The sequence below is a fragment of the Thalassotalea ponticola genome (assembly GCF_041379045.1).
Classification (GTDB): Bacteria; Pseudomonadota; Gammaproteobacteria; order Enterobacterales; family Alteromonadaceae; genus Thalassotalea_A; species Thalassotalea_A ponticola.
In genome coordinates this window covers 1,575,649-1,589,845 of sequence record NZ_CP166871.1, presented here as the reverse complement: position 1 = coordinate 1,589,845, position 14,197 = coordinate 1,575,649, and the positions used below count along the sequence as shown (strand labels likewise).

Genomic DNA, 14,197 nt, shown 5'->3' with positions numbered 1-14,197 from the left:
TTATTACTCTATCTATTCAGTGGATTACGCTTTGTATTGTTCAATTAGTTCGATAAAGTGATCGAACAATGGCGCCGCATCATGCGGGCCTGGGCTTGCTTCTGGGTGACCTTGGAAGCTAAACGCTGGCTTGTCAGTGCGGTGAATACCTTGTAACGAGCCATCAAATAATGATTTGTGAGTGGCTTTCAAGTGACTTGGCAAGGTATCTTCGTCAACTGCAAAACCGTGGTTTTGTGAGGTTATCATCACCACATCGTTTTCAATGTCTTTTACTGGATGGTTAGCACCGTGATGACCAAACTTCATTTTTATTGTGTTGGCACCGCTTGCTAAGCCAAGTAATTGATGGCCCAGGCAAATACCAAAAACAGGAATGTCAGTTTCTAGGAACGATTTAATCGCGTCGATGGCGTAGTCACATGGCTCGGGGTCACCTGGGCCATTTGATAAAAAGATGCCATCAGGATTCATTGCTAACACGTCGCTTGCTGGTGTTTGCGCTGGTACCACAGTTAACTTACAACCGCGGTCAACAAGCATGCGAAGAATGTTGCGCTTGGCACCAAAGTCGTATGCAACGACGTGGTAATTAAATGATTCAGGCGTGACATGACCTTTACCAAGTTGCCAGCTGCCTTCTGTCCATTGGTACGCTTGCTTGGTACTTACCACCTTCGCTAAGTCCATACCTTTAAGGCCTGGAAATGCCTTTGCGAGCTCTAATGCTTTGCTTTCGTCGATGTTATCGCCAGCCATAATGCAACCATTTTGTGCACCTTTTTCACGTAAAATACGTGTTAGCTTGCGTGTATCGATATCGGCGATACCCAAAATATTGTTGGCAATAAGGTATTCAGAAAGCGACTGCTCTGAACGAAAGTTACTAGCGAGCAATGGCAGATCACGAATAACAAGCCCTTTGGCTACAACATCACCTGACTCAGCATCTTCTGTGTTGGTGCCTACATTACCAATATGCGGGTATGTCAAAGTGACTATCTGTTCTGCATAAGAAGGGTCTGTTAATATTTCTTGGTAACCAGTCATCGCCGTATTAAATACGACCTCACCCACTGAACTACCTTCAGCGCCAATCGCTGTCCCTTTAAATACGGTGCCGTCTTCAAGCACCAAAATGGCAGATTTAGTCAATTTAACCTCCATAGTGAAGAAATTTAGTATTAATGAACAATTGCCTAAACCTGAGACGCCAATTGTTCATTATTAATTCGAAATTAAGCCAATTTCAAATTTTTGGCAAATTCCGCGTATTTTACGTCTTAAACGTACATTCGTCCACAACAATATTACACTTTTTAAGGTGTTTGTTACCAAATTAAAACAAACTGCACGAAAAGACACATTTTATATTGCATTGAACCGTTAACTTAGGGCGCCTTAGCGCAAGCCCAACACATCTTGCATGTCATAAAGACCCGGTTCCACGCTGGTGACCCAATTCGCCGCTCTCATTGCGCCTAAGGCGAAGGTCTTGCGCGACGTTGCTTTATGAGAGATTTCTAATCGCTCCCCTAGATCAGCAAACAAAGCGGTGTGTTCACCAATAATGTCACCCGCTCGAACCGTGGCAAAACCAATGGTGTTGCGATCGCGCTCTTCGCTTAGCCCTTGACGACCATAGACCGCGACTTTATCTAAATCCCGATCTAGAGCGTTAGCTATCACTTGTCCCATTTTCATAGCCGTACCAGATGGCGCATCTTTTTTGAACCGATGATGTGCCTCTGAAATTTCAATATCGGTGTCATTACCAATGACGTTAGCGGCCATTTCTATCAATTTAAACAATACGTTAACGCCTACACTTGTATTTGGCGCAAGGACGATGGCCGTGTCTTTTGCACAATCTTCAATAAGCTTGAGTTGCTCGGCCGAAAACCCAGTGGTACCAATAACCATGGCTTTTTTTTGTTTTGCGCACCACTTAACGTGCTCTAGCGTCGCTTCAACGCTGGTAAAATCGATGACCACGTCTGCATCGCTTAACTCATCAAGTTTATCGGTTACGGGCACACCTTGTTTACCGAGTCCGCATATCTCTGCCCCGTCACTGCCAATTAGCGATGATCCAGGGCGTACACTACCACCCACTAAGCTAATATCGCTATGTTCAATAGCAGTGGCCATTAGATTGCGTCCCATTCGACCATTACATCCTAAAATTGCGACTTTGATCATTGTTATTCTCTATTGCTAGTGTTTTGATAAAACCTGTTTTGTTAGCCGATTGAGTACCTTGTTGCTCGCTGGTCAATCATCTAACGAAACAAGCCTTTGATATTATCCGCGCGAAAAAAAACGGGGTAAAGACCCCGTTTTTTCAATTATAAAATAGCTAACAACTCAACGTCGAAAACTAAAGTTGCATATGGAGGGATGGCACCTTGAGAGCCGCGCTCACCGTATGCTAAGTTGTATGGTACGTGTAAGCGCCACTTTGAGCCTACAGGCATCATTTGCAATGCTTCTGTCCAACCTGCGATAACACCCTGTACAGGGAATTCTGCTGGCTGACCGCGATCGTACGACGAATCAAATACTTTACCATCGATAAATGTGCCGTGGTAATGTGTACGTACCGTGCTGCCAGCTTCAGGTTTTTCGCCTTCACCTGCAACAAGTACTTCGTATTGAAGACCTGATTCAGTTACCGTAATTTCTTCGCGCTTGGCGTTCTCAGCAAGGTATTCTTCACCCGCCGCAGCTGCTTCTTTGGCTAACGCAGCTTCTTGCTCTTGTAATTTTTGCGATACAACAGTGAAAGCTTCTTGTAAGTCTTCTTGTGATACTTGACTAGCAGCACCGGCTAGGGCATCAGCTAAGCCAGCTTGTACAGCAGAAACGTCAAAGTCTTTATATGGGTTGTTGCGTAATTGATCGCCTAACTGACGACCTACACCGTAGCTTACGCGTTGTTCGATAGAAGTGAATTCTGACATATTGGGAATTATCCTTATTAAAAATCGCGCGAAAGTTTAACACAATCTGTGGCCTGGATTAACCCCCTACGACGTCAATCCTCAACATTATTGCCATGATTGAGGAATAAATAACCCATAACATATTTTTTGTCATCTGAGCAGAGTATTTGTACACCGCTGTTTTAAGACCACATGCAAGAGGGATAAGCAGACGAGACCGAAGATACGGCGATTATTTGTCTGTCTGCCCCCAATCAGTGATCACATTACGATTGTTTGCTTTGTTTGGCGGGTGGCTTAATTACCGGCTTCTTACAAGTTGGCGTAGTTGAGCGCTGCGCGTAGATCGGATCCGATACTTGTAAGTGATTGGTTAGATTTTTTATACGCGTGTCGTGCGAAGGATGCGTTGACAAAAACTCAGGTGGTGCACCGTTCGATGCCTTGGCCATATTGTGCCACAACTGAACACTTGCCTCTGGTTTAAAGCCTGAGGTGGCCATCAGCTCTTGACCGATTATATCCGCTTCGCTTTCGTGAGTTCTGCTGTATGGCAGCACAAAACCATATTGGATACCCAGCCCTACCGCGGCCATGGTCATCATCCGTTTATCCTCAGAGGCCAGTGCGCCTGCGAGGATCACCGCACCGGTTTGCAGATTACTATTAGTCAGACGTTCATTCGAGTGTTGGGCAATCACATGCCCTACTTCATGGCCAATAATGGCCGCCAGTTGGTCTGCGTCATCGGTTACCTGCAGTATACCCGTGTATACCCCTATTTTTCCGCCGGGAAGAGCGAACGCATTAATTTGCTCAGAGTCAAAGACAACAACTTCCCATTGCCCGTCATAAGTGTTTTTACTGACATTAACGGTAATGGCATCAGCTACACATTGCACGAACTGGTTAACCTTGGCATCTTTTGATATTGGCACTTTCTGTTTCATTTCGGCAAATGATTGTGCACCCATTTTATTTAGCTGCGATGGCGAGTAGGCCAAAATTTGCGACCGCCCCGTAGGCGACGTTGAACACGCAGACAAGGTGGCCACTAATAAGGTAGGAATAAGAAGTCGTCTCAATTGTTTTTTCATCACGCCTGTCTTTTTGATAAACAAAATAAATGGATAAGCTATAACTAAATAATAGCAATAAAGTTAATAAACAAGTAAGGACTAGTGTATGCCACCTTTGTCGTACTGTCACCGTGCTTTACGGATGAAGTTTATCGTATTATTTGCCTCGGTGACATTAGCTGGCTGTTCCGACAATGAAACAGTAACCATTGATTTACAAGAAAAACGCAACCTCAAACTTAAAGTGGAAGGCGCTTCACAACAAGCAAAACTGCCTCCCATCAACAAAGTGTTCTCCCGCGCAACTGAGCGCCATTTTCAACTTAGAGGACAATACGCGCAGACCTTGAATCTACCAGCAGAGATAGACTCTTCAATGGGGGCTAGCTTTGTCGTCGACAACTTTGAACCGACCATTACAAACCAATATCGGCAATTTATGCGCGCTCAGGCTAGCCTACTGCTTAAGTACCCGCCGGATAGTGAACCAGAGCAAGAGTATAACCGTCACGCCATGGCACATGCGCTTTTATTATACGCTGGTTCACAACAGCATCCGCAGGGCTTTGTCGCCCCCGAATTTGGCCATCAACCGTATATTATCAATCATTTAAATAGTCCATTGTTGACTATTGGCCATGCGCTAAGTGAAAAATTTATCATTCGCACTCGCGATGATGCCAAGGCATTTTTACAAGCCGCGCAACAAATTCCCGGGCAAATTAACCAAGTTAAGCAAAAGTTTATCAGTGACACAGGCAGTGGCTGGATTCCGGCTCGCGAGTTATTAAATCAGGCCAGTATGTCTTTGCAACAACTTGCCTTTGCGCCTGCCAACGAGCAACACCTCTATCGCCATTTTATCCGTGAATTAGAGCAGACTCAGATGACGGATATTGAGAAACTCGAGTGGTTACAGCAGCTAGAGACGCTACTATCGGAGCAGATCCAACCGGCTTACCAACAGGTGATAGCCCTAATTAACAACCAGAATAGTAAACAACGAGAGGTCGCAGGGGTATGGCAACAACCCAATGGCATGGCGTTTTATCGCTACATAATAAAGGATGTCCTTAACAGCGAGTTTTCTGCCGAGCAGATACACAAACGCAGCCTTCGCCAGTTACAGCAAACCGTAGACGATATCGACTCTATTTTGGTACAACTTGGTTATCAGCAAGGCACGGTAGCACAGCGACTCAAAGCGTTAAGTTACGAAAAGCGGTTTCGTTACCCCAATAATAACAACGGATATCAAAGCTTAATAAACGATGGTAACGCCTTAGTTGACGCCATGGGTGAACAGTTAACGGGTTCACAATCGCTATGGAAGCCAGAGCTGTTTAACATTGTAGCTGTCAGTAAAGGGCAGCCCCCACACGCTGACAACGATGAGTGTGCTATGGTCATTCGGCCAAGTACCCAGGCTTCATCGGGCAATGGCTATCAAATTTACTTAAACGATCTTGCCAATGTGACCCAGTTTGAGTTACCCACTTTGCTCTTTCATCAGTTTTACCCTGGCCATCAACTGCAACAGAATAAGATGCGACAACTGACCCAGCTTCCTGTTTTACGTCAAATAGCTCCCTTTCACAGTTATACCGAAGGCTGGGCAACCTATGCCGAAAGACTAGCAGTGCAATTGGCGATGTATGACAACGCGCCGTTTAGCCACCTTGGCTATTTACGTCAATCATTACTTCGCCTCGCCGGCGTTGTGGTCGACACAGGCCTTCACGCAATGCGTTGGAATAAAATACAAGCCAGTAATTTTTTAGCTGAAAATGTCGGCTTAACGCAAACACAGGCCGAACAATTGGTTTATCGCTATGCAGTATGGCCAGGAGAAGCAGTAGGCTATTACGTCGGTTTAGAAAAAATAGTGTCATTGCAAAAGCAGGCGAAACAACGTTTGGGTAAGGAGTTTGAACTTGCTGAATTTAATCAAACCGTTGTTGAACACGGTTCTTTGCCAATGCCGATTTTGGAAAAAAGTGTCAATGATTGGATAGCGTCGAAATGATTTAAAACCGTTACAGTGACGCCGTTCGACTGCCACAAATGGTCGCTTAATCTACAACAGAGGCCGAGTCGTAAACGCGACCAGCCATTGGCTCAAATAGGTGTAAAACCAAGCGCATTTTTCATTATCAAGTATAACAAAAGCGCCAATGACGGTTACGCGTTACCATCACGTACAAAACATAAAGTCAATTATTATCAACCACTTACGATTAATAACGCAAATATATCACGCTATCAACTTTAACGTCAGAAAGAAGCCAATAAAAGCTCGTTCGGTAACGGTAAACGACACTCGATTACCGTTACCTTGGGCGTGTTTAGCTTTGTTTTTATCTCTCAGTAGAATGATTAAACAACGATCAACACGCACTAGAACGATGGTTATTGGTTATTGACGAATGCCTTCAATATGGAGGTCAAAAATGATATCGCCAAAATCCATTTTATAGCCAAAATCTTTCATCGCAATTTTGGTTGTTCCCGCAAAACCGGCGCGATAACCACCCCATGGATCTTCGCCTTCACCAATTTTTTCTGCATCGATAACAAGCTCTTTTTCAATGCCTTGCAAGGTTAAAACACCGGTGATTTTAAGTTTGTCATTACCCAGATCTTCAACTTTGGTGCTCACGAACGATGCCGTTGAAAATTTGCTGACATCAAGAAAGTCGTCATTGCGCAAGTGCTTATCTCGCTCTGCGTGATTTGAGTCGACGCTCGCGGTATCGATATTTACCTTGATTTTTGAAGCTTCAACGTTGTCTTTGTCATAGCTAAAGTTACCATTGAAGGTATTAAAGCGTCCGGTAAGCCAACTGTAACCAAGGTGCTTAACCTTAAAGTTAATTGATGCATGAGCACCTTTGTGATCGATTTGATAATCAGCGGCATGTGCTTGTGAAAGCGCCATACAACCTACTAGCAGTGTAGATAAAATAGTCTTGTTCATAGTCTTTCTCTGTTGTTAAAAAATTTGTTTCATATAGCTCTAAAACGCGTTGTCCTGTGTTTGTATTTTCTTCAATCAATACTTGTTGTTATAGCAAAGCAGAACAAGCGTGATGTGCTTATACCATCCTAATACATGCGCTTAAGCGTATCGTCTTTATCGATAACGTGATGTTTAATTGCAGCGATAGCGTGAATTACCACCAACGCTATCAGCGCGTAAGCTGTGTATTCGTGGATCAACCCAGCAACATCTTCTTGTTGACTAATCACTTCCCCTAACGAAGGCAGCGAAAACCAGTTGAACACGTCAATTGCACGTCCATCAGCAGTAGAGATCAAATATCCCGACATGAACAGCACCATCATTAACGCGTACATTAACAAATGCGCCGCTTTAGCAGACTTCTGTTGCCACTTTGCATGGGTTTGAACTGGCTTGGCTTTAACCACACATTGTACATAGATAAAACGAATGACGATCACTAACGCCAAAAGCAAACCGACGCTCTTGTGATAATGTGGTGCGGTGCGATACCAAGATGAATAATAATCTAACTCAACCATCCACAAACCAACGCCAAACAGACAAAAAACTGTCAAAGCGCTTAACCAGTGCAGTAACTTAGCCAAGCGTGGATAACGATACTTGTCAACACGCGCTGATTGTATGGATTGGTGTTGTTGAGGTTGCATATCATTGGGTCATTTGAGTTTAAAGTACCTTCATTGTATCTAAATAACGGCACTTTTAAATCATCAAAAATTTGATATGTCGTTCGATTAATTCGAATTTTCTGCTCAAGCGCATCTGGTGAGGCAGTGAATATGCTCGATTTATTTGAACATCTTTTTACTTGGCGATGGACATGCCCCTGTCACCGACATTAGTCAATAAAGTGCCGTGACAGGTGCAATGTAACATCTCGTTAAGCGGGGTTATCGATATCGATAAACACCACGTCAAAGCCGTGCTGTTGTTGCAAATATTCACCTAGTGCTTTCACACCATAGCGTTCTGTGGCGTGGTGCCCTGCGGCAAAATAATGAATATCCATTTCTCTAGCTAAGTGCGTTGTTTGCTCGGATATTTCACCACTGATAAACGCATCAATACCCAATGCACCGGCTTGCTCGATAAAGCCTTGACCACCACCTGTGCACCATGCCACGGTTTTTATTGGTTTATTTGACGGTGCAGCAATGTGTAAACAGGGACGATTTAGACTTGTATCTATGCGCTGGGCCAGTGCATCGCTGGTCAACACAGAGGTAAACTCGCCACGCATCGACACGCTGAGGTCATTGCCTTGTTCGAGTGGGCTGACGTTTACAATATCTAAGCGCTTGGCCAGTTGTGCGTTATTGCCGAGGGTAGCGTGAATATCTAGCGGTAAATGATATGCAAATAAATTAATCTCATTATCAATTAAAGCTTTGATTCTATTATATTTAATTCCTGTTATCGGGTACGACTCATTTTTCCAAAAGTAACCGTGGTGAACCAAAATGGTATCGGCTTTGTGCTCTATTGCCGCATCGATTAAAGCTTGGCTTGCCGTCACCCCTGTGACAATGCGTTTAACCGCCTCACTGCCCTGTACTTGAAGTCCATTAGGGCAGTAATCCTTGATCCTTTCCGGTTGCAAAATCCCATTTAATAAAGTTAAAAATTCATTTCTTTGCATGCGCTACTCAATTGTATTGGCCATTGTTATCTCTCTATCACGCTATATTAACCACATTGGGTGACAAAAAACAGGGTCTAGCGATACCGCGCTAGGGAAGCAGTTGCACCGCTTTAGGTACCATTGCCTCGACGGCACTGGGTAAATCGGTATAGGTTTTATTGTAATAGGCAAGGCATACTGCCGCTCCTAAGGCCCCCGGTTGCTGATGTTGGCTAACATTAATCGGCGTATCTAACAGTCGACAAATACGCTGGCAAAGGTAACGACTGTTTGCCCCACCACCACTGATGTATACCTGGTGAATAGAAATAGCAAGCCGTTGGCACAAGTTGACAAGTTGTAAGCAAATCTGCTCGGCAAGTGCATCGTAAATGACTTTAATATGCTCTAAATATATACCGCTGTGGTCGATATTTGGCGACAATACCTGTTGCCAGCTCAAGCCACTGACATACCCGTTTAAATTAAAGTACACCTGTTTTGTTGAAGGTGAGCTCAGTGGTTCGCAAGCCACTTTAGAATGGCGATTATAACTACTCTCTCCACCAGTGAACACTGCAGTCTCTGAACGGTTAGCAAATCGAGTTAACAGCGCGCTATCGACGTAGTCGAGTTTTTGGTTTAGCGACACCAGATCAGCCGGTAAAATATGAGTCAGTTGTTGTTCAAATTTAACGATAAAATCACTGATTAACTGCATCCCCACCTCTAACATTGACTCGCAGACGAAGGTGTTTTTATCGATAAATGGAAATGCAGGATAAAACGGTTTAGGGCCAATAAAGCGGTCAGTTAGAACACTGATACTGATCGCTGTACCTAAACTGACGTGGATGTCGTTAGCGCGATAACAACCGGTGCCGATGGCTTCACTTACTTTATCACTAGCTAATGCACAAAAAGCAAGCGTATCGTTGTTCACTCGCTCACTCGTTAACCTTTGTAACGGCAACTCAGCAAGCTTAGTACCATGAGCGCATAACTTAGGTAACCATTTTCGCTCGCAGGCAAATGCTTGGTAATACCAATGCCATTTTGGTTGCCACGTGTGGTGCTTAAAATTAAGAGGTAAATAACCAACCATATTGCTACTTGTGTCGACAAACGCATTGGCCAGGCGATAGTGTAAGTACGTCGAAAGGTGTCCCAAAAATCGGATTTGCTGATGCGCTACAGGCTGACGACTTCTCAATTTATTAATTGGCGCTTGAGCTTGTAAATCGGTAATTTGTGACGACAGCGGATAAAACAAATCGACCACCTTACAAATCGCTCGAAACCACATCTTTAAACGAGGAATGTTGGTTGCTAATTGATTGTCTTGCCATAAAATAGCGTCGCAGATTGGTGACTTATTGCGATCCATCGCAACTAATGTATTGCGCAAGCAGGTAATACCAAAAGCGATAATTTGATTGCCGTTATAGCCCTGGGTAATATAGCGAGTAATCGCGGTATCGACGGCCATCGCACAGCGTTTGTACATGTCTTCAACCGATTGTGTTGCTTGTCCCTCGGGTTGGCAAACTGGGGTAGCGTCGACCACTGATGCCAGAGTCATTCCGTTGGTATCGATAATCATCGCCCGCAGTGATTGACTGCCAAAATCTACCACCAAAAAATGGTTGCGCTTTTTGTCCTTCGCTGTTTTGTCCATTGCCTTATTATTTTCCCTCGCCATTTTTTATGGCCAACACTGGCAGTGATATCTGCCATCAATCGCGACGCAGTTATCCAGCCTTTACTGTTATGATCGATTTTGTCCTACCGTTGACACGTTAATCGGTTTAAATCTGGCGCGCATCTGCCATTTTGGTCGGATCGGCGTCAACGGATGAACCCGCTTTTTAGCGACGATAACGTAAACGGATCCCAGAGCAGTTAAGTATTTGTTTGCAAAGCGTTGACAGGCTTGAAACCACCAACTATTCGGATTCACTTTGGGGTGCAGTGAACTAAACAGCACGCGCTGATCGTCAAGTACTTCGTACCCCAGTAAATTGAGCCAATCTTTGACTCGCATCGGGGTAAAGAATCGCCCATGCCAAGGGAGCTTGCGACGCCTAAATGGGATCAAGCGATTAAGACCCGCCAACGATATTGGGTTAAATCCAGAAATGACCATGTAGCCGTTGGGTATCAATACTCGGTCTGCCTCGCGTAATATATGATGCGGGTCAACGGCAAATTCAAGTTGCTGTGCAAGCACACATACATCAACACCGGCATCAATAAAAGGTAAATCATCGACATCGGCAATCACATCAACCAACCCCTTTTGTTCACCAACGCTGATACTGTGCCCTATTTTTGATGTTGAGCTGTCAATATCGGCGCTTAAATCGCCAATTTTTAATAAGTGATAACCAAACATCCGAGGCCACCAATACTGTAAATATTGGTTAACGTGATCGACGACAAGTTGACCACAAGCCATATCTTTCCAGCGTGTGGCTTTCTTAGGGTTGTCAAAGGCTAATGCGGGTTTCATCATCTACTTGGCGTTTTTAACTTATATTCAACTCACAGTGTACATAATTGTACAGATTTACAACACTGTTGTGCGTTAAAATGCATTATTACGGTTTAGTTAACGCGCGACGCAAGGTATACTGACCGCTCATTGACCAAAGTTAACGTTAGGTTAACAGTTCTGACTAGCGCTTTTGAATGCGGTTAGACCGCGATAAAAATGATCGCGTTTTACAACCTAGGTATCACTTTCAAACGGAGCAATGCATGCTTGAAGTAAAAGCGATTAACGCATTTAACGACAATTACATTTGGTGTATTCAGCAATCGTCGAGCCAACTCTGCGTGTTGGTCGATCCGGGTGATGGTAAAACGTGTATCGACTACATTGAGCAACAGAAGCTACAGTTAACTGATATTTTAATCACCCATCATCACGCTGATCACATTGGCGGTGTTGACGCATTGCGCGACTATGCAGCGAACCAAGGTTGGCCGTTAACGGTTTATGGACCGGCGACCGAAGCCTTACACGTCAGTGATATCAAGCTTGTAGAAGGCCAGCAAGTCAGTCTTTTTCAAGGATTACTGCCGTTAGACGTTGTTGACTTACCCGGCCACACAAAAGGCCATATAGGTTACGTCACTAACCAATGGTTATTTTGTGGTGATACTTTATTTTCTGGTGGTTGTGGTCGTTTGTTTGAAGGTACGCCAGAACAAATGTTAACCTCGTTGAACAAGCTCAAGGCGCTCGGTGATCACACCTTAGTATTTTGTGCTCACGAATATACCTTAGCAAATCTCGAATTTGCGCGAACTATTGAGCCTAACAACAGTCAACTAAACGATTATATAGAGCGCGTCATCGCGCTACGGCAACAGCAAAAACGTACTGTGCCGTCAACTATTGGTTTAGAGAAGCAAATAAATCCCTTTTTACGCAGCCACTTAGCTCAGGTTAAAGTAGGCGCAGAAGAAAAAAGTGGTCTACACTTACACAGTGATGTTGATGTATTTGCTAGCATCAGACATCTCAAAGACCGCTTTTAGCAAGATAAATCGCGTAACTTATCTTGAATTATAATAACCCTATAACTGCTAACAGTGTATTCATGAAAAAAATAATACTACCGTTAACGCTGAGTGCGTTAGTTGGATGCCAACACGTAAATCAGCCGAAGACCGAACAAAATTTACCCGTCAATTCTGCCTCCAGAACGGATATTTATCAGGCTCTGCTTACTGATGAATCAGCCGATGTTATTCACCCAAAGCAAGACGTTGATATTCCACTTAATGAAAATCAAGACGGCTTAGTTGTTGATAATATCTGGGATAGAATTCGCGCACAGCTAACATTTGAGATCCCTGACAACTCGAAGGTTAGAGCCCATCGCGATTGGTATGCCAAGCACCCTACTTACTTAGACAGAGTAGCGAAAAGAGCTGAGCCGTTCATTTATTACATCACCGAAGAGCTTGAAAAACACAATATGCCAATGGAGCTCGTACTGTTACCTGTGGTAGAAAGCGCATATGACCCATTTGCTTATTCACATGGCAGTGCTTCGGGTATGTGGCAATTCTTATCGCGTACAGGTAAGAGTTTTGGCTTACATCAAGATTGGTGGTACGACGGGCGTCGAGACGTTGCCGCATCAACTCAAGCAGCGATTAAATATCTCAAATACCTGAATAAACGATTTGATGGCGATTGGTTATTAGCACTTGCTGCGTATAATTCGGGTGAAGGACGCGTTGCCAAAGCAATGCGTGATAATGCGCGTAAAGGACGCCCTACTGACTTTTGGAATTTGCGATTACCCAAAGAAACACGTGATTATGTTCCTAAGTTATTGGGTTTAGCGGCCATAGTGAAAGATCCACAAAATTACAATGTCGAGCTGTATCCAATCAACAACGAGCCAGTAATTTCAAGCGTCAATATAGGTTCACAATTAGATTTATCTCTGGCGGCAAAGCTGTCGGGCTTAACCGTTGACGAGTTGCACGCGCTAAATCCTGGATTAAATCGTTGGGCGACACCGCCAAATGGGCCGCACACTTTGCTATTACCAACGACTAAAGTCGAGCAGTTTAGCCAAGCTCTTGAGCAGCTAGACAGTAATCAGCGCTTGAGTTGGCAACGATACAAAATCAAAAGTGGCGACAGTTTGTCGGTGATTGCGAAACGCTACAACACCACAGTTGATGTGATCAGAGAAACTAACGATTTAACCAACAATGTTATCGTAACGGGCAATTACTTATTGATCCCAACGGCTACGCAAAGTCTCGATCGGTATACCAGCTATGAGCAAGTTCGCTTAAATAAATTGAGTAAAAAAGGCGAAGGCAGCAAAGTCACGCACACGGTAAAACACGGTGATACATTATGGGATATCGGAAAACTGTATAACGTCAGTAGTAAAGATATCGCCAAATGGAACGGTTTTGCGCCAAAAGACATGTTGAAGCTTGGCCAAAAATTAACCATCTGGACAGGTAACACTAGCTCAAACAAGCAAGGTGTGACCCGTAATATTCAATACAAAGTTAAATCAGGCGATTCCCTAGCCCGCATAGCATCGCGATTTAACGTTAAAATTAAAGATATAGAAAAGTGGAACAACTTGAGTCGTAAAAAGTATTTGCAACCGGGACAAATATTAAAATTATCGGTTAACGTAACCTCGATTTAAGCCGCCTGACACGGATTAGGGCAGTATGTATTTCTGCCCTAATCACTTTTCTGACTAATTTGCTAATTCATTAACATTTGATAACGACTCTTTTAGCAAAACCTCATATAATAGCTGCGCACGATTCTATCTACAGTCACCAGACTGCTTGGCGCTCGTCTCAAGACGTTAATCGGGTAACACCAAATTTGGCACTTCAGATGCCATTGCAGGTTATAGCCTTGCAGCAGTTGTGGTATGTACATTACCGATAGAAGCCGTGTAATTTCGGCAATTTAGCAAGGTTGTAACACACTTGGCAGTTATCCTGCTCAGTTAACACAGCATGC

At 43.9% G+C, this 14,197-nt stretch carries 12 protein-coding genes; 3 read left to right on the top strand and 9 right to left on the bottom strand.

Features of this window, described 5'->3' with window-relative positions:
• Window positions 1-24: 24 nt before the first annotated feature.
• From carA to ACAY30_RS06735, 4 genes are all read right to left on the bottom strand, one after another.
• Window positions 25-1,155, bottom strand: coding sequence for a glutamine-hydrolyzing carbamoyl-phosphate synthase small subunit (gene carA, locus ACAY30_RS06750; protein WP_290250276.1), 1,131 nt, complete (start codon window positions 1,153-1,155; stop codon window positions 25-27).
• A 246-nt stretch (window positions 1,156-1,401) separates the two neighbouring features.
• Window positions 1,402-2,202, bottom strand: coding sequence for a 4-hydroxy-tetrahydrodipicolinate reductase (gene dapB / locus ACAY30_RS06745; protein ID WP_290250275.1), 801 nt, complete (start codon window positions 2,200-2,202; stop codon window positions 1,402-1,404).
• Window positions 2,203-2,348: 146 nt separating this feature from the next.
• Window positions 2,349-2,963: an FKBP-type peptidyl-prolyl cis-trans isomerase gene (locus tag ACAY30_RS06740; protein ID WP_290250274.1), complete on the bottom strand. Its 615-nt coding sequence runs from the start codon at window positions 2,961-2,963 to the stop codon at window positions 2,349-2,351.
• 248 nt (window positions 2,964-3,211) lie between these two features.
• A complete protein-coding gene (locus ACAY30_RS06735; protein WP_290250273.1) occupies window positions 3,212-4,042 on the bottom strand; it encodes a M48 family metallopeptidase in 831 nt (276 codons plus the stop codon).
• Between the two features lie 88 nt (window positions 4,043-4,130).
• Between ACAY30_RS06735 and ACAY30_RS06730 the strand changes: the two genes are divergently transcribed.
• On the top strand, window positions 4,131-6,050 hold the full coding sequence (locus ACAY30_RS06730; protein WP_290250272.1) for a DUF885 family protein: 1,920 nt from the start codon (window positions 4,131-4,133) through the stop codon (window positions 6,048-6,050).
• A gap of 390 nt (window positions 6,051-6,440) precedes the next feature.
• On the opposite strand, the gene ACAY30_RS06725 is transcribed toward ACAY30_RS06730, so the two are convergent.
• From ACAY30_RS06725 to ACAY30_RS06705, 5 genes are all read right to left on the bottom strand, one after another.
• Entirely contained in the window at window positions 6,441-7,001 is a 561-nt protein-coding gene (locus ACAY30_RS06725; RefSeq protein ID WP_290250271.1) for a YceI family protein, read from the bottom strand.
• Window positions 7,002-7,129: 128 nt separating this feature from the next.
• Window positions 7,130-7,696, bottom strand: coding sequence for a cytochrome b (locus tag ACAY30_RS06720; RefSeq protein ID WP_290250270.1), 567 nt, complete (start codon window positions 7,694-7,696; stop codon window positions 7,130-7,132).
• Window positions 7,697-7,929: 233 nt separating this feature from the next.
• Window positions 7,930-8,688: a Nif3-like dinuclear metal center hexameric protein gene (locus tag ACAY30_RS06715; protein ID WP_290250269.1), complete on the bottom strand. Its 759-nt coding sequence runs from the start codon at window positions 8,686-8,688 to the stop codon at window positions 7,930-7,932.
• Window positions 8,689-8,779: 91 nt separating this feature from the next.
• Window positions 8,780-10,348, bottom strand: coding sequence for an FGGY family carbohydrate kinase (locus ACAY30_RS06710; RefSeq protein ID WP_290250268.1), 1,569 nt, complete (start codon window positions 10,346-10,348; stop codon window positions 8,780-8,782).
• Between the two features lie 90 nt (window positions 10,349-10,438).
• Complete coding sequence (locus tag ACAY30_RS06705; protein ID WP_290250267.1) at window positions 10,439-11,185, bottom strand: class I SAM-dependent methyltransferase; 747 nt, start codon at window positions 11,183-11,185, stop codon at window positions 10,439-10,441.
• Window positions 11,186-11,430: 245 nt separating this feature from the next.
• On the opposite strand from ACAY30_RS06705, the gene gloB reads away from it, so the two are divergent.
• Both gloB and ACAY30_RS06695 read left to right on the top strand, forming a co-directional pair.
• Window positions 11,431-12,216, top strand: a complete 786-nt coding sequence (gene gloB / locus ACAY30_RS06700; protein WP_290250266.1) for a hydroxyacylglutathione hydrolase — start codon at window positions 11,431-11,433, stop codon at window positions 12,214-12,216.
• 62 nt (window positions 12,217-12,278) lie between these two features.
• Window positions 12,279-13,868 carry a LysM peptidoglycan-binding domain-containing protein gene (locus ACAY30_RS06695; protein WP_290250265.1) on the top strand — a complete coding sequence of 530 codons (1,590 nt, stop codon included), beginning with the start codon at window positions 12,279-12,281 and terminating at the stop codon, window positions 13,866-13,868.
• The last annotated feature ends 329 nt before the right edge of the window (window positions 13,869-14,197 follow it).